Below are 16,279 nucleotides of genomic sequence, written 5' to 3'. Positions count from 1 at the left end.
GTTGAATAACTCGCAATTAATTTAAAGGGGGTAATGTCTTGTCTTTGCTTCACCTGGCAATAATTTCACCATTTTTGCTTGCCATCCTTGTGCCTATTGCGTACAAGCTGTTCAGGCAGATACATACGGGTTGGTTCGTTCTTCCTCTGCCAATCCTTTTATTCAGTTATTTTATTTCTTATTTATCCATCACCTCCGATCAGCAGTCCGTCACAAAATCTTTTGCATGGATTCCCGCTCTGGGTATTGATTTCTCGGCAAAAGTTGACGGTCTTGGTTTGCTTTTTGCTTTGCTGATTACCGGAATAGGATCATTGGTTGTTCTGTATTCCATCTATTACCTTGATAAAAATAAAGAACAACTGAACACCTTCTATGTGTACTTGCTTCTATTTATGGGAGCCATGCTTGGGGTTGTCCTATCTGATAACCTGATTGTGCTTTATACTTTCTGGGAATTCACGAGTTTTTCTTCATTTCTGCTAATCGGGTATTGGTACCACAGAGAGAAATCAAGATATGGTGCACAAAAGTCGATGATCATCACCGTTTTCGGCGGTCTTTCTATGCTTGGAGGCATCATCCTTCTTTATTTGATGACAGGCACTTTCAGCATTTCGGAAATTATCGCTGGATCAGATGAAATATTTTCACATTCATTATTCGTTCCTGCTCTGCTTTGCTTTTTGCTTGGAGCTTTTACCAAGTCTGCGCAATTTCCATTTCACATCTGGCTGCCGGATGCCATGGAAGCTCCAACACCCGTCAGTGCATATCTGCACTCGGCAACGATGGTTAAAGCCGGCATTTATTTAGTAGCACGTATGAGTCCGGTATTTGCTGAGCATTCGCTCTGGCTCTGGCTCATTGCGGGATTTGGGATTACAACCTTATTCTGGGGTTCTTTTTCAGCTGTCAAACAGACTGACCTTAAAGCCATTCTGGCTTTCTCAACAGTCAGCCAGCTGGGCATGATCATGTCCCTTCTCGGCATCGGCGCTGCAGCGCTTCACTTTGAAACAGTGGATGACAGTTATTTTACGGTTGCCACTACTGCAGCTGTTTTTCATTTGATCAACCATGCCACCTTTAAAGGAAGCCTCTTCATGGTAGCCGGAATTGTCGATCATGAAACCGGAACCCGTGATATCCGCAAGCTTGGCGGTCTGATGAACTTTATGCCGATTACCTTTACTCTGGCGATCATCGGCACATTTTCCATGGCCGGTCTTCCGCCTTTTAATGGATTCTTAAGTAAGGAAATGTTCTTTACAGGCATGGTCCGTGTTCTGGAAATGGATATTTTCAATTTGGATACATGGGGATTCTTGTTCCCTGTTCTTGCCTGGGTGGCAAGTGTGTTCACGTTCATTTACAGTATGATTCTTGTATTCAAAACGTTCACAGGCAAGTTCCAGCCTGAACAATTAGAAAAGAAACCGCATGAGGCTCCAATCGGGATGCTGATTTCACCCATTATCCTGGCTTCACTAGTTATCATTATCGGTTTCTTCCCTAATATTATTTCAAACACGCTCATCTCCCCGGCACAGGCTGCCATCATGCCTGTTGAAGGATATGTGTATGATACTCATATATACTTCTGGCATGGATTTACGCCTGAACTGTTCATGACTTTAGGTGTTATTACATTGGGAATTCTGCTTTTTGTCACTCTGCCGAAGTGGAGAAGTGTGTATAATTTGTTTCCTGAGAAATTGGCTCTTAATCGTTTCTATGACAGTGGCCTGTCAGGGATTCAGCATGTCGCACACAAATTTACAAAGTGGTACATGAATGGCTCCATCAGAAACTATTTAGTTTATATTTTTACATTCTTTATTATTACATTGCTGTCTGTCCTATTCCTAAAGGATGCATTTAAATTTGATGCGAGTAATGTTTCTGCCATCAGATTTTCAGAAATTGTTCTTGCTCTCGTAATCACTATTGGATCCATTACGATTTTGTTTGTGAAATCAAGATTGACATCCATTATCCTTTTAGGTGCAGTCGGCTATACCGTGGCGCTATTCTTTGTTATTTTCCGTGCTCCGGATCTTGCTTTGACACAACTTGTTATTGAAACGATTTCAGTTGCTTTATTCCTGCTTTGTTTCTACCATCTTCCACAGATTAAAGATGAAGAAAGAATGCCGTTTAAAGCGACCAATGCAGTCATCTCCATTGGGGTTGGACTGGTCGTAACACTAATTGCTTTTTCAGCACACAGCAATAAATTATTTGATTCCATTTCACAGTATTATATTGAAAACACTTATGAAAAAGCTGCCGGCAAAAACATGGTAAATGTTATTCTCGTGGATTTCCGCGGTTTTGATACGATGTTTGAAATAACGGTTCTCGCTATTGCTGCGCTAGGCATATTCGGAATGATCAAGCTTCGTCTGGGAGGAGGAAAGAAAAATGAAAACAAATGACGTCATACTGCAGACAGCCACTAAAGTTGTTTTGTTTCTCATCGTTCTTTTCTCAGTATATATTTTCTTTGCCGGACACTATACACCCGGAGGCGGTTTCGTGGGCGGCCTGCTAACATCAGGGGCACTCATTTTACTCTTGCTGGCCTTCGATATGAAGACAGTAGAAAAAATTCTGCCTGTTAATTACATGTATATGATTGCAGTTGGCCTGCTATTTGCAATTGGAACAGGAGCAGGCGCGCTGCTCTTCAATGTTCCATTTCTAACCCATGCATTTACAGGTGTAGACCTCCCAATCCTGGGACACTTGTCACTTCATACCGCAGCATTGTTTGATCTCGGTGTTTTCCTCGTTGTTGTAGGTGTGACAATGATCATAATCAAAACGATAGGGGAGGATGACTAATGGAAATATTAATGTCCGTTGTTGTTGGAATTCTTTTTATGTCAGCCACCTATTTGATGCTGTCAAAGAGCCTGCTGCGCATCATTATTGGAACTGCGATATTAAGCCATGGTGCCCATTTGCTTATTTTAACAATGGGAGGTCTTAAAAGAGGTGCTGCACCGCTTCTTGGTGAGTCTGCAAGCTCCTATACAGACCCGCTTCCGCAGGCTTTAATTTTAACTGCAATTGTCATCGCATTTGGTGTAACTGCCTTTTTCCTAGTATTGGCATACCGGGCTTATCAGGAACTTGGTACAGACAATATGGACAAATTGAGAGGAAATGAAGGAAATGATTAACTTTTTGATACTGCCGATTTTAATTCCCTTAGTAACGGGAGTCCTTCTAATCTTCGATGCCAAACATATCATGCTGCAAAGGTGGATTGCAGGCCTTTCAGCGTTGATAACTGTAATAGTATCAGTGCTATTAGTTCAAAAGGTTAATAATGATGGGATTCAGACATTGAACTTATCTAATTGGGAAGCTCCTTTCGGAATTACACTCGTTTCCGATATGGTCTCCGCCTTGCTTGTATTAACGACAAGCATCATTGCATTGGCATGTGTAATCTATTCATTTCGCGGAATAGACGAAGATAGGGAAAAGTTCTATTTCTACGCAGCTGTGAATTTTTTGATCGTTGGCGTAAATGGAGCATTTACAACCGGTGATATTTTCAACCTTTTCGTATTTTTCGAAGTCATGCTTATGTCTTCCTATGTACTGATCGTAATAGGGGGCACGAAAATCCAGCTGAGGGAATCCATAAAATATTTGCTCGTGAATGTCATTTCTTCAGCTTTATTTGTAATTGCTGTAGCATACTTATATTCCATTGTCGGAACGCTCAACATGGCCCATATTTCCGTTCGGATCAGTGAGATCAGTGAAATGGGACAGCCTGGCATCATTACAGTAATTGCCGTACTTTTTTTGATCGTCTTTGGCCTGAAAGGGGCAATTTTCCCTCTGTTCTTCTGGCTCCCTGGATCATATTATGCACCGCCTGCACCGGTTCTTGCACTATTCGGAGCCCTGCTCACAAAAGTGGGTGTATACTCAATAGCCAGAACATATACTTTATTCTTTTACCAGGATGGAGGCTTTACTCAACAGCTTTTAACCATTTTGGCGGTCATTAGTATCATTTTTGGTGTAATTGGAGCAATTGCTTATTGGGATATTAAGAAAATTGTCATTTACAATATCATAGTAGCTGTTGGAGTTATTCTCTTTGGCATTTCAGTTATGACCCCAGATTCACTTACTGGCGCAATGTTTTACCTGATACACGATATGAACATCAAAGCAGCACTGTTTTTACTTGTTGGTATTATGGCAGCTATAACTGGAACGAGTAATCTTAGAAAAATTAGCGGGTTAATAAAACGCTATCCCGGATTGGGCTGGACCTTTTTCCTTGCCGCGCTTTCGCTATCCGGTATTCCCCCGCTGAGCGGCTTTGTCGGCAAGCTCTTAATTATTAAAGGGGGATTCGAGGCCGGGCACTACTGGGGAGCAGGGATCGTCTTAATGTCCAGTCTTCTTGTCCTATTCTCCATTATGAAGATATTTATCAATGGTTTTTGGGGAACACCCCGTGATTACGAAGGAGCAGATAAAATACCTGTTAAGAGGATGATGGCTGCTCCTGTGATCCTGGTTGCTATTGCCGTCTTTTACGGAGTCGGCTCTGAGTTCGTATATCCGTATATCTCTCAGGCTGCTGAAACGCTTGCAAACCCAAGCATTTATATAGACGCAGTCTTAAAGGAGTACTGATTATGGCATTTCAAATTTTATTAAATATGTTCCTTGGGTTTATGTGGATGTTCTTAACCACAACCTATGATCCGGTAGCTTTTTTGAAAGGATTTCTTTTCGGACTGCTCATTATTTTTGTCTTCAGGAGATTCTTTCAATCACGCTTTTACCTGCTGCGCGTAATCGCAGTGATCAATTTATTGCTGATTTTTATTAAAGAACTGATTCTCGCAAACATATCAGTGTTAAAAGTTGTTCTTAAACCGAAGCTGGACATGAAGCCAGGTATTTTTGCATTCCCTACTGATTTGGAAAAGGATTGGCAAATCACCATTCTAGCTAACCTGATTACATTAACACCGGGAACCTTAACCATTTCTGTTTCCGACGACAATAAAATATTGTACGTGCATGCAATGGATATGGGTGAAGTGCAGGACGAAATTGATTCTATAAAAAATTCATTTGAAAAAGCAATCATGGAGGTGAGCCGATAATGATCAAGACTGTTGTAATGATTGCCATTCTGTGTATATCGGTCGCCACACTGGCTTTAATTTACAGGGTGATCAAAGGCCCAACCACTCCTGACAGGGTTGTAGCATTGGATGCAATCGGGATCAACCTGGTTGCCATCGTAGCACTAACCTCCATTGCACTTAATACAAATGCCTATTTGGAGGTCATCCTTCTGCTTGGAATACTCGCTTTCATCGGGACTGTGGCCTTCTCTAAATATTTGGAGAAGGGGGTCATCATAGAACATGACAGAGATCGCTAATTTCTTTATTATCGTGTTTATTCTGTTAGGGGCCTTCTTTAGCCTTGTTGCAGCTTTCGGTGTTATCAGGCTGCCTGATGTTTATACGAGAAACCATGCTGCTTCAAAATCTGCAACACTTGGTGTTTTATGTGTCCTTTTGGGAACATTGCTTTTCTTTTATTTTAAGGATGGCTATTTTAATTCAAGAGTCGTTTTGGGGATTATTTTTATATTCTTGACTTCCCCCATTGCTGGCCATTTACTTGGACGGGCAGCATATAATTCCGGAGTCAAGCTATGGGACCAAAGCGTCAGGGATGATCTGAAAAATGTCCCAAAAGTAAAAGAAACTGCCGGTAAATAAAAAAAGAAAACCCACGGGGAACTTTTTCTCTCTCGTGGGTTTTTTGTACGTTTATTTTCTTTTAATTACTGCCATAGTACATCTTGATGTGCATACCAGTTTGTCATTTTCATCTGTAATTTTGATATCCCAGACCATTGTGGTTCTTCCCTGATGCAGCACTGTTGCGACAGCCGTCACGATTCCATCTTTTTTAGCACGTATATGGTTAGCATTGATCTCAAGCCCTGCAACGGATTCCGTTTCTTTGTCGCAAAGTTCAAATGCTCCTATGCTTGCAACAGTTTCCGCAAGAGCGACAGATGCTCCTCCATGCAGAAGGCCAAACGGCTGGCGGGTGCGTTCATCAACAGGCATAGTGGCAACTACACGGCCTTTTTCAAGTGACACGATTTCCATTCCGAGTGTTTCGATTAGAGTCCCTTTCAATTCCATTCCCCAATCCCCTTTCGCTATGTAAAATGTTGTCATACTATACTTCATTATATAAGAACAAACTATGGATGTCCTCCTGGACAATCACAAAAAAGAGGTGACCGTCATGGATCGTGTACGCGAAGGATTAATTCCAGCTGTTCTCGGCACCGCTGTTACTGCGGCAGGCTATGCAATGAAACAAAACCGCAGAACAAACAATATGTTTTCAGATACCATCGTTGGTTTTGGGCTTGCCCATATTGTACTTGGGGCCATCGACCTGGTAGAGCACCGTAATCAGTACTAAGTATAAAAGGCAGCATCTGGCTGCCTTTTATATTATAATCCCAGCCCCTGATCATGCAGCTTTTCCTGCTCCTTCCCCCGTTTTCTTCTGGTAATGCGGAAAATAAGGAAGATTGCAGCAATGCCTGCCAGGCCAATCAGTATTTCTTTTTCATGTTTGATGATAGTGTCAATATGATCTCCAAATACGTAGCCGATCGCGAAGGCTAAAGACAGCCATATCAGTGCGCCGCTGTATGCAAATAAAGCGAATTTTTTAAATGGTAATTTACTGAAGCCATATAAAAAAGGGAGGAAGTTTCGGATACCCGGAACAAAATAGCTGAAGGAGAGGGAAAAGGCATGATACTTTTCCATTAGCTTTAAAGAAGAATCAATCGTTCTAGACATCCTTTTGCTTTTATGAAAGTACTTTAGCAAAGGCCTTCCGATTAAACGCCCGATGGTATAGCAGGTTGACAATGCCGCCAAAATGCCAAGATAAATGACAATGAATGCAAGCACAGGGTGAAGCGTTTTTAAAGAGGAAGAAAGTCCAACAGTCATAACAATCAATTCATTTGGCACAGGAAAAATAAAAACTCCTACCCAAAGCCAGAGAAACAGCCCCAAATATCCGTTATTTTCAATGATTTCCAAAATCAGTTCCAGTTCCATTTGGGGCCTCCTATCTATGTAAGCTGTGCACAATTAATTACCACACTAATATATTCTTCATTCCCTTCTTTTACCCCTTTTCTAATAATATCAATCCTTTTAAAAAATTCTCTTCCTATCCACCTCTTATGCCTAACTTTTGGTGAAATAATTTTGTTCCTTCATAGGAAAAGCCTGGTTTTCATATATTGGGAATGCGTGCATTTATTATTAATCGAAAGGGGCAGAACCGGATGTACCCCTATTATTATTTTCGCTACCCAAAGCCCGGATATAATCCTCAGCATCAAAGCTGCTGGAATTATCCGCAGGCCTATCAGACTTATTATCACCCTGTACATTTCTACAGGACCTTGCCTGCTGTGGATCCTCAAATGTTCATGAGCTCTGCAAAAAAAATGGAGGTCCTCATGAGAGATGCCAGCACATTGCTTGTAAATATGGCAGAGTCAAAAAAGTTTTCTTATGAACTGATGTCAGCGGCCCAGCAGTCCAACAAGGCGGCAGTCGAAAACCTGCTGAAATCGACAGGCATCTCGCGAGTCCCTTCTGTTGACTATACACCCGACGGGCTAAGACTTCATTTCGAATCAGACAAAGAGGATCCTCAGAAATGCTGTGATTTAACGCTAAAACTGAGATGGATGTAAATAAAAAAGCTCTCGATCAAGAGAGCTTCTCACGTGTTTAACGGTAATATGGGTTTCCATATGGGCCATAGCCAGGGTATCCGCCACCGCCGTAAGGAGCATATGGTGCTCCTGGCGGGCCATAGCCATAGAAAGGCGGTGGAGGCGGAGGGCCGTAAAATGGACGTGGAGCAAATAAAGCTGCTCCCAGTCCTCCTCCCAGGAAACCGCCAAGCAAGCCGCCGACAAAAGGAGCTCCTAAAAAGAAAAACCTTTCGTTCCCGTTTCTATATGGGCCTCTATAATAATACATGCAGGGTAACCTCCTTCATTTTCAATCCCTTCTCTATTTAATATGCAAATGTCCTTATTTTGAGTGGGCGACTAGAAAAGCGGAAGGCGCCCGCTTATCGGCGACAAGCATAAGACGAGCTGGCTAAAAGGTTGTTCTTTAACCTTTTGGACGGATTGGCTTATGACCTCGAGCCGATGGCGCCTGGAGCTAGACAACACTAGAAAAGCGGAAGCGCCTTGCCCACCCCCGACAAGCACAAGACGAGCCTCCCGGAAAGGCGTTCTTTGCCTTTTTGGGAGGATTGGTTTGTGACCTCGAGGGGGTAGGCGCTGGAGCTAGAAAACACTAGAAAAGCGGAAGGCGCCCTGACTGCACAAACAAAATCCCCTTAGCCTTTTGGCCAAGGGGATTTTTTGTATATTAGTTAGCTGCTTTTACTTTAGCAAATGCATCTTCGACAGATACATACTCATAGCCAAGGTCTTTAGCAACCGCTGGGTATGTGATGCTTCCGTTTACAACGTTTACGCCAAGTTTTAGTGCTGCATTGTCTTCAATCGCCTTTACAACACCTTTGTTTGCAATTTGCAGAGCATAGTTAATTGTAACGTTTGTAAGAGCAATTGTAGATGTTCTTGGAACTGCACCAGGCATGTTTGCAACAGCATAGTGAACAACGCCATGCTTATCATATGTTGGGTTGTCATGAGTTGTAATGTGATCAACAGTTTCGAAAATACCGCCCTGGTCAATCGCTACGTCAACAACTACTGAACCAGGCTTCATTGTTTTAATCATTTCTTCTGTTACAAGCTTAGGCGCTTTAGCTCCCGGGATTAGAACCGCACCAATTACCAGGTCAGCATCTTTTACAGCTTCTGCAATGTTGAAAGGATTAGACATTAAAGTTTGGATGCTGTTTCCGAAAATATCGTCAAGCTGACGCAGACGCTCTGGGCTTAAGTCGATGATTGTAACTTGTGCTCCAAGTCCGATTGCCATTTTCGCTGCGTTGATTCCAACCACACCGCCGCCAACGATGGTAACTTTTCCGCGTGATACCCCTGGAACACCTGCAAGAAGGATTCCCATTCCGCCATTCGTCTTTTGAAGGAATTGAGCTCCAATTTGAGCAGACATGCGTCCTGCAACTTCACTCATTGGAGTAAGAAGAGGCAATGTGCGGTTTACTTCTACTGTTTCATAAGCAATCGCTGTAACACCTTTTTCAGTTAATGCTTTTGCAAGCTCAGGCTCTGCTGCAAGGTGAAGGTATGTGAAAAGAACCAAACCTTCACGGAAATAACCATACTCGGAAGCTAGCGGCTCTTTAACCTTCATTACCATTTCAGCAGCCCATGCTTCAGCAGCAGTATCTACGATAACGGCTCCTACTTCAGTATAATCTTCGTTAGTGAAACCGCTTCCAATTCCTGCATCAATTTCTACTAATACTTTATGTCCGGACTTTACTAATGCGTCAACGCTTGCTGGTGTCGCAGCAACACGATTTTCGTTATTTTTAATCTCTTTAGGTACTCCAATAATCATGGAAAAATCCCCTTTCAATCTATCAATTATGATATTTACTATTGTCAGTATAATAATTTTAGTAAAGCGCTGTCATTGTTAAATCGGTAAAATAAAAGAGCCTCCATTTGTGGAAATCTACAAATGAGGGCTCTTCTTTTCCATTCTCCGGATTTTAAGCTCAAGATATAAAGAAAGTTTTGTATTCGTATTCTTCAGGTCAACTTTCCCAATATCGGTTATCCTCTTTAATCGGTAATTCAGTGTATTCATATGAATATGCAGCTTTTTAGCTGTTTCATTCACATTGCTGTCATGATCAATGAAGGCTTCAAGAGTAGTGAGCAGATTAGTCCGGTGCTCAAGGTCATATTTAGTAATCTTTTCGATAGCCGGGTGCTCATACGGTTCCTTCCGTTTCTTTTCAAGGATGGCATCAAGGTAGCGGAAAATGCCAAGCTGCTGATAGCTATAAACATGATGGATCTCTTCTGGGAATTGTTCTTTAAGACTCAGAACCTGCAATGCCTCCTGATAGCTTTTTTCCACTTTTTCAAAGTGCTGATAAGTTGTTCCTGTTGCCCCGTTTATATGATCAATGCCAAAACGTGTTTTCATTTGATCAATGAAAAACTCGATGAATTCGATAAAAGTATTCTCAGCTAGAGCAGGTTCAGGAGGCACTGCTAGAATTACGAATTCGTTCCCCATCGCGGCATGAAAGGTTATATGAACCTTTTGGCTTGTCGTGATCAGATAGATGATCTTTTGCTCTATTTTAGAGGTAACTTCTTCTTTAAACCTAAAGGCTAGCACAGCAAACGGTGATGGCGGTTTTATGCTTAACTCCTCAAATCTTTCTGAGATTTCATCATGGGTATGGAAACGGCCGGTTAACAGCTCCCAGAAAAAATCCCGGTAGCCCTCAGCTCTTTTTTTCTTTTGGGCGTTTAATCTTAACATTTCCGTTCTTGCAGACTGTGCAGCCAGCTTTAGCATATTCAGCTTGCTTTCAGATAAAGCGGCTTCTTCTTCAACAGCCCAGATGTAGCCCAATACCTCATTATGATTGCGTATTGAAATGGCTACCCGATTTCCCAGTCCTATCTCCTTTATTTCAGGAATTCTAAGTGGTTCGCCGCTTTGCATCAGCTGCGGAATCACACGATCCTTCCATAAACGATTAATCACCTTCTCAGGAACCTTTCTGCTGATGATTGTAGCGATTCTCGCGGTATCTGTCTGGTCATCATGTGTGCTGTATGCCAGCAGGCGATGATTAACATCTTCTATTGTAACAGGGCATTCCAGGACATCGCGTATCTTATCTACCAATTCCTCCAGATCACTAAATGCCCTCTTAAACGGATCTTTTTCCATTTTATTATCACCCAATCGTAAAACTTCTTTAATCTGCACTTTCTCTATCCTATTATATTATACCTCAGGTTCCACCCTGTACTCTACCAAAGCCATCAGGCCATTCGACATAATTCGAGCGGTGCCCGTCACCTTTTTTATAAAATTGCTAATAGTTTTACTTTTTTAATTTACCTTGAAGTTATATTCAGATAATTTTACAATAGGACATGTTCACAAAAAACTCATATTTTAATAGTTTGATTTACAGATTTTGAAAGCGTTAACATCTGGGAGGCGATGATTTATGCTTGAGACGCTTAATAAAATTAACGGGGTGCTCTGGGGCACACCAAGTTTGATTTTGCTTTTTGGTACGGGTGTTCTTTTAACATTCATGCTAAAGGGCCTTCAGTTCAGAAGGCTAATATATGCGTTTAAATTAGGATTTACAAAAGAAGGTCAGGCTACATCCAATGATGAAGGGGATGTCAGTAACTTTAAGGCTCTAATGACTGCTCTCGCAGCAACCATCGGTAATGGTAATATCGCCGGTGTTGCCACTGCAATTACACTTGGCGGACCAGGAGCCATCTTCTGGATGTGGATTGTTGGTTTGCTTGGAATGGCAACCAAATATGCCGAAGCATTACTCGCAATGAAATACCGTGTAAAAAATGCAAATGGCGAGTACTCCAGCGGACCGATGTATTATGTGGAACGCGGACTTGGCAAAAAGTTTAAATGGCTTGCAGTTGCCTTTGCCGTCTTTGGTGCTTTTGCAGCACTGGGCATCGGAAACAGTGTTCAATCGAATACAATTGCAGCTGTTATGGATACTTCTTTTGGAATTAATAATTGGATTACAGGCGTTATTCTTGCTGTATTGGCAGCCTTAATCATCTTTGGCGGCATTCAGCGCATCAGTACTGTTGCAGGATTCTTTGTTCCGGTTATGGCCTTTCTTTATATCGGCGGGGCATTACTGATACTCGCTGTTAACTATGATCAAATCATTCCTGGTTTCCAGACTATCTTCTACTATGCCTTCAATCCGGTAGCAGCGACAGGCGGTTTTGTCGGTGTTGTCGTATCCGAAGCAATCAAGAATGGTGTTTCCAGGGGTATTTTCTCTAATGAAGCCGGTCTTGGTACAGCAGCGCTTATTGCAGGAAACGCAAAGACAGACCATCCTGTAAAACAGGCTCTTGTTGCGATGACTGGTACATTTATTGTTACAATCGTAGTTTGTACGATGACCGGCCTGGTGCTTATCATGACTGGTTTCTGGGACACAACAGGCGGATTGATCTCTGGTGTGGCACATGATGGCAGCCTTGACGGCGGGGCATTAACAAGTGCAGCCTTTACCCATGTTCTTGGAACAGCGGGTGAATATATCGTTGCTTTCTCTGTAATTTTCTTCGGCTTCTCAACAATTGTCGGCTGGTATGTATATGGTGAAAAATGCTTTGAATACCTTGTTGGCACAAAAGGAATTATGGGATACCGTGCCATTTACATTTTCGCAACTGGAATCGGTGCGGTTGCCAACTTAACTACTGTTTGGGCATTTGCCGACATGGCAAACGCATTAATGATGATTCCTAACTTGATTGCACTAATCCTTCTAAGCAAAGTGGTTGTTAAAGATACTAATGAATTCTTTGAAAACCACTATAAAGCAGCAAATAAGCAGTTAAATAAGGCTAGCTAATACTAATATATGTAAAACAAACACAGGTCCCTTCACTTTGATCTGTGTTTGTTTTTGTTTAGGCGGTATCCCTAAAGCGGAAATAACGGCAGGTCATTTTCTCATGAATATAAGCAAATATCCGATAGTGATAAAGAAACTCACCAGTTATAATTCCTTCTTGTTCAAAAGAATACGCCTCTAAAAACGCTTCTATTCTATCTTCATCCGCATCATCCCATGCCCCTGTCATCCAGACTTTATAGGCAAGCTTGCTGTTTAAACCTGGATATCCGCTTTCTTCAAAAAGCTCCTCGATTTGTTCTCTTTCCACCTTTTCGCCTCCCTCCCCCGTTTGTTATCCATCCTTTTCTGTTTTTGTCTTCCTTATACATTTTTGGGACAAGGCAAATATACAATTTTAGCACCACATGAGGTGAACTTGTCTATACTATATCGAAGTCTATTTTAAAAATCAGGATTGCTTCTTAATAATAAATAAGGGAGGGATAACGTTGGAATTGAACGAGTTATTTCATTTAGGCAATAAAACAGCCATTGTCACTGGAGGAGGACGCGGACTCGGTGAGCAAATGGCAAATGCACTTGGGGAAGCAGGAGCAAATGTTGTCGTCTGCTCACGCAGAATTGAAGCATGTGAGCATGTCAGAAAAAGCCTTGAAGCCAAAGGAGTTAATGCCCTTGCCATCGAATGCGACATCACCAAGGAAGAAGACATTCAGAAGGTCATCCAAAAGACCCTGGAGACATTTGGAAGCATCGATATCCTCATTAACAATAGCGGTACATCCTGGGTTGCACCTTTTCTGGATCTGCCTGCCGATAAATGGGACAAAGTCATGAATGTGAACTTAAAAGGGCTGTTTTTATTTTCACAGGCTGCCGCAAAAGTGATGACGAAGCAGGGAAGCGGCAAAATCATTAATATTTCTTCCGTAAATGGAATGAGGGGCACCCACTCGGCATTTCTTGATGCAGTGGCTTACAGCACAAGTAAAGGGGCAGTTATCGCACTTACAAAGGATTTAGCTGTAAAATTGGCTCCTGCCGGCATTCAAGTAAACGCTATTGCTCCAGGCTTCTTTCCTACCAAAATTACAAAAGTCCTTGAAAAATCGAGTTCAGTTATTCTCAAAAAGATTCCTGCCGGAAGATTTGGCAGCGAACATGACTTAAAAGGAGCAGCTGTCTTCTTATCATCCAAAGCGTCTGATTACGTGACAGGACAGGTATTAGTCGTAGATGGAGGAATGACGGTATCCCTTTAAGGTTTCACAGAGCTAACTTTAAAGAAAGGAGAAAGTTTATGTCTATTAACCATACAGAAGCCCTATTGCAGGCAATAAAAAAGTTAGGAACAAAAGTGGAAAGAGAACTGAATGAATCTATTCAGAACTCTATTAACAAAGAAGATATTTTCAAAAACTTAGTCACCCGTTCCGAGGTGACTGCAGCAAGCATGAAAAAACTCCGGGACGCCATTGAGACACTATCCATCCCTCTTAACTTTCCTACCAAGACCGACGTAGCAAATGCAGCAAAACTAACTGTTCAGGCTGAAGAAAAAATGGATCAGATTGACGAAAAAGTCATCGCTTTGGCCAGATCAATTGAGGAAATAAAAAAAGCACTTGGCAGCCCTGCTGAAAGCGCGGAAAAATAAATGGCTCAAAATACAGCTTCCAAAAAACTGCTTGGATTTTTTAATACTCTTTTACAGCCTGCTCCGGAGATCAATTTAACTCCAAGAACTGCAGTCTGGAAAAGAAATAAGGCTACTCTCTGGCATTATGCCCCTGCCAGCAAAAAATACAGTATTCCCATTTTCCTTGTTTATTCATTAGTCAATCAGCCCTTTATTCTGGACCTGGGACCTCAGAACAGTTTAATTGAGGCTTTGGTTAACAGCGGGTATGATGTCTACTTGCTGGATTTCGGAATTCCGGGCTATGAGGATAAAGACATTACGATGGAAGATTATATTACTGAATACATCCAGAAGGGGGTAAAAAGAGCTTTATATCACTCGGGAGCAGACGAAATAACTGTGATGGGCTTTTGCCTGGGAGGCACCTTTGCAGCCATTTATGCGGCCATTGCGGATGAACCGGTCAAAAACTTAGTATTGTCTGTTGCACCGGTTGATTTCAGCATTGTCCCGGTCTTTGATAAATGGGCGGATGAACTGCGAAATGGAGAAGGCAGCCTGGAAACCACTTTTGATGCATGGGGACTTATCCCCGCCTTTGCCATTAAATCAGGTATGCGGCTTTTTACTTCCCCCCTCTATTACTCTCCATATTTATCGCTTCTGGCCAGGGCCGATGATGAAGCTTATGCGTCCCGCTGGAAGCGATTTAACCATTGGACCAATGGCCATATTCCATTTGCAGGGGCTGCACTGAAGCAAATCCATCAAGATCTTTTAAAAGACAATAAGCTTGTGAACGGTACATTAACGATCGGAGAAAAGAAAGCCTCCCTCAGTAATATTAAAGCTAATTTGCTCGCTGTCGCTTCAGATAATGATCGGCTTGTTCCAAAAGAGCAGATTCTTCCGGTCATGGACCTGGTGTCCAGTGCTGATAAAACTTTTCATCTCCTTCAGGGCGGGCACGCCAACCTGACTTCAGAAGGAAAAGTTCCTGACTATATGGACAAATGGCTGTCAGCAAGATCAGGAAAAATATGATATTTATCATTCCCCTGCCTCGCAGGGGATTCAATATTTAAAGGAGGTAACTTGATGACTTTATGGAATTATCCAAATTATATTATAAACGACTACACTGTCAGTGCTTATATGGGTTTTGCTTCATTTGTGTTTAGAGACTTATTTTCTGCTTAGTTTTACGACCATGCAATTGCTGCATGGTTTTATTTTTTTTGTGTTAGCCCAAATGGTGTTTTTACATGCTTAGCTGCAAATAATAAGCAAATGAACAATAGGCAATCACAGGAGAGCCTTAAGCAGGCATCTGACAATGACAAGAGCAGAAGGAGACAAATAATGGACTTGAAGATTTTCAAGGCAATCAACCGTTTATCCGGTCGAATAGCATTTATTGATTTTTTAATGATTCTTTTATCAAATAGGGCAAGGTATTTATTTTTATTTGTCCTGGCATGCATGTGGCTGGCCAAAGGACCTTCCAGAACAGCCGCAAAAAAAGCTGCTGCTGCTTCTCTGATTGCAATCTTTGTAAATAAGGTTCTAAAAATTTGTTATTTCAGGCCCCGTCCCTTCATAAAAAATAAGGTTGGCCTTTTAATTCCAGCCAAAAGAGACTCAAGTTTCCCAAGCAAGCATACAGTAGTTTCGTTTGCTGCTTCTATCGTCATTTTTTACGGAAACCGATTTATAGGCCGTATTTTGCTGTGGGTTTCAGCATGCACAGGCTTCGCCCGCATCTGGGCAGGCCACCACTACCCTTCCGATGTTATTGGCGGTGCTCTTATTGGCGGAACAATAGGCTGGTTCACAGAAAAGCTTTCAAGACCAGAAATAAAGTGAAACTTCAATCAGTGGGGGGGTTCCTTATCCCCCACTGATTGTTAGTCGCGTTCTAGTGTCGCTAAGATC

20 protein-coding genes are annotated in these 16,279 nt (G+C 42.0%); 14 read left to right on the top strand and 6 right to left on the bottom strand.

All coding sequences use genetic code 11. The features are described from left to right. Positions 1 to 38: 38 nt before the first annotated feature. From BK139_RS09965 to mnhG, 7 genes are read left to right on the top strand one after another with little or no spacing between them, the layout of a single operon-like run. Positions 39 to 2,441, top strand: coding sequence for a Na+/H+ antiporter subunit A (locus BK139_RS09965; RefSeq protein ID WP_076258182.1), 2,403 nt, complete (start codon positions 39 to 41; stop codon positions 2,439 to 2,441). Continuing rightward, complete coding sequence (locus tag BK139_RS09960) at positions 2,428 to 2,850, top strand: Na(+)/H(+) antiporter subunit B (RefSeq protein ID WP_076258181.1); 423 nt, start codon at positions 2,428 to 2,430, stop codon at positions 2,848 to 2,850. Before BK139_RS09965 ends, BK139_RS09960 begins: the two co-directional genes overlap by 14 nt. Continuing rightward, positions 2,850 to 3,191, top strand: coding sequence for a Na(+)/H(+) antiporter subunit C (locus BK139_RS09955; RefSeq protein WP_076258180.1), 342 nt, complete (start codon positions 2,850 to 2,852; stop codon positions 3,189 to 3,191). The genes BK139_RS09960 and BK139_RS09955 overlap by 1 nt, the downstream gene beginning before the upstream one ends. Beyond that, positions 3,184 to 4,677: a Na+/H+ antiporter subunit D gene (locus BK139_RS09950; RefSeq protein ID WP_076258179.1), complete on the top strand. Its 1,494-nt coding sequence runs from the start codon at positions 3,184 to 3,186 to the stop codon at positions 4,675 to 4,677. Before BK139_RS09955 ends, BK139_RS09950 begins: the two co-directional genes overlap by 8 nt. Before the next feature lie 2 nt (positions 4,678 to 4,679). Next, the gene (locus BK139_RS09945; RefSeq protein ID WP_076258178.1) at positions 4,680 to 5,156 is read left to right on the top strand and encodes a Na+/H+ antiporter subunit E; all 477 of its coding nucleotides are present in this window, start codon (positions 4,680 to 4,682) and stop codon (positions 5,154 to 5,156) included. Then, positions 5,156 to 5,440: a Na(+)/H(+) antiporter subunit F1 gene (locus tag BK139_RS09940; RefSeq protein WP_076258177.1), complete on the top strand. Its 285-nt coding sequence runs from the start codon at positions 5,156 to 5,158 to the stop codon at positions 5,438 to 5,440. The genes BK139_RS09945 and BK139_RS09940 overlap by 1 nt, the downstream gene beginning before the upstream one ends. Beyond that, a complete protein-coding gene (gene mnhG, locus BK139_RS09935) occupies positions 5,424 to 5,786 on the top strand; it encodes a monovalent cation/H(+) antiporter subunit G (protein ID WP_076258176.1) in 363 nt (120 codons plus the stop codon). The genes BK139_RS09940 and mnhG overlap by 17 nt, the downstream gene beginning before the upstream one ends. Before the next feature lie 51 nt (positions 5,787 to 5,837). Here mnhG and BK139_RS09930 read toward each other — a convergent pair whose 3' ends face one another. After that, the gene (locus BK139_RS09930; RefSeq protein WP_048012008.1) at positions 5,838 to 6,221 is read right to left on the bottom strand and encodes a hotdog fold thioesterase; all 384 of its coding nucleotides are present in this window, start codon (positions 6,219 to 6,221) and stop codon (positions 5,838 to 5,840) included. Positions 6,222 to 6,327: 106 nt separating this feature from the next. Here BK139_RS09930 and BK139_RS09925 point away from each other — a divergent pair, with 106 nt between their 5' ends. Beyond that, the gene (locus BK139_RS09925; RefSeq protein WP_076258175.1) at positions 6,328 to 6,510 is read left to right on the top strand and encodes an asparagine synthase; all 183 of its coding nucleotides are present in this window, start codon (positions 6,328 to 6,330) and stop codon (positions 6,508 to 6,510) included. Between the two features lie 32 nt (positions 6,511 to 6,542). Here the strand turns inward: BK139_RS09925 and BK139_RS09920 are convergent, their stop codons facing one another. Further along, positions 6,543 to 7,166 carry a DedA family protein gene (locus BK139_RS09920; RefSeq protein ID WP_076258174.1) on the bottom strand — a complete coding sequence of 208 codons (624 nt, stop codon included), beginning with the start codon at positions 7,164 to 7,166 and terminating at the stop codon, positions 6,543 to 6,545. Between the two features lie 194 nt (positions 7,167 to 7,360). On the opposite strand from BK139_RS09920, the gene BK139_RS24590 reads away from it, so the two are divergent. Then, positions 7,361 to 7,816 carry a YuzC family spore coat inner layer protein gene (locus tag BK139_RS24590; RefSeq protein WP_483310646.1) on the top strand — a complete coding sequence of 152 codons (456 nt, stop codon included), beginning with the start codon at positions 7,361 to 7,363 and terminating at the stop codon, positions 7,814 to 7,816. A gap of 37 nt (positions 7,817 to 7,853) precedes the next feature. Here the strand turns inward: BK139_RS24590 and BK139_RS09910 are convergent, their stop codons facing one another. From BK139_RS09910 to BK139_RS09900, 3 genes are all read right to left on the bottom strand, one after another. Continuing rightward, positions 7,854 to 8,108: a hypothetical protein gene (locus BK139_RS09910; protein WP_076258172.1), complete on the bottom strand. Its 255-nt coding sequence runs from the start codon at positions 8,106 to 8,108 to the stop codon at positions 7,854 to 7,856. Between the two features lie 402 nt (positions 8,109 to 8,510). Beyond that, positions 8,511 to 9,641: an alanine dehydrogenase gene (ald, locus tag BK139_RS09905; RefSeq protein ID WP_076258171.1), complete on the bottom strand. Its 1,131-nt coding sequence runs from the start codon at positions 9,639 to 9,641 to the stop codon at positions 8,511 to 8,513. Positions 9,642 to 9,758: 117 nt separating this feature from the next. Further along, positions 9,759 to 11,000 (bottom strand): PucR family transcriptional regulator, encoded by a 1,242-nt coding sequence (locus BK139_RS09900; RefSeq protein ID WP_076258170.1) that lies wholly within the window; start codon positions 10,998 to 11,000, stop codon positions 9,759 to 9,761. Positions 11,001 to 11,286: 286 nt separating this feature from the next. On the opposite strand from BK139_RS09900, the gene BK139_RS09895 reads away from it, so the two are divergent. Further along, the gene (locus BK139_RS09895) at positions 11,287 to 12,696 is read left to right on the top strand and encodes an alanine/glycine:cation symporter family protein (RefSeq protein ID WP_076258169.1); all 1,410 of its coding nucleotides are present in this window, start codon (positions 11,287 to 11,289) and stop codon (positions 12,694 to 12,696) included. A gap of 58 nt (positions 12,697 to 12,754) precedes the next feature. Here the strand turns inward: BK139_RS09895 and BK139_RS09890 are convergent, their stop codons facing one another. Further along, on the bottom strand, positions 12,755 to 13,009 hold the full coding sequence (locus tag BK139_RS09890) for a hypothetical protein (RefSeq protein WP_076258168.1): 255 nt from the start codon (positions 13,007 to 13,009) through the stop codon (positions 12,755 to 12,757). A gap of 181 nt (positions 13,010 to 13,190) precedes the next feature. Between BK139_RS09890 and BK139_RS09885 the strand changes: the two genes are divergently transcribed. The 4 genes from BK139_RS09885 (at position 13,191) to BK139_RS09870 (ending at position 16,210) form a co-directional block, all read left to right on the top strand. Next, positions 13,191 to 13,964: an SDR family oxidoreductase gene (locus tag BK139_RS09885; RefSeq protein WP_076258167.1), complete on the top strand. Its 774-nt coding sequence runs from the start codon at positions 13,191 to 13,193 to the stop codon at positions 13,962 to 13,964. 38 nt (positions 13,965 to 14,002) lie between these two features. Next, the gene (locus BK139_RS09880; RefSeq protein WP_076258166.1) at positions 14,003 to 14,359 is read left to right on the top strand and encodes a hypothetical protein; all 357 of its coding nucleotides are present in this window, start codon (positions 14,003 to 14,005) and stop codon (positions 14,357 to 14,359) included. Further along, positions 14,360 to 15,388 carry an alpha/beta fold hydrolase gene (locus BK139_RS09875; protein ID WP_076258165.1) on the top strand — a complete coding sequence of 343 codons (1,029 nt, stop codon included), beginning with the start codon at positions 14,360 to 14,362 and terminating at the stop codon, positions 15,386 to 15,388. Between the two features lie 318 nt (positions 15,389 to 15,706). Continuing rightward, complete coding sequence (locus BK139_RS09870; RefSeq protein ID WP_076258164.1) at positions 15,707 to 16,210, top strand: phosphatase PAP2 family protein; 504 nt, start codon at positions 15,707 to 15,709, stop codon at positions 16,208 to 16,210. Positions 16,211 to 16,279: the final 69 nt, after the last annotated feature.

This window comes from Paenibacillus sp. FSL R5-0490 (assembly GCF_001956215.1).
GTDB lineage: Bacteria > Bacillota > Bacilli > Bacillales > Cytobacillaceae > Cytobacillus.
This window is presented reverse-complemented; position numbering and strand designations above follow the sequence as displayed.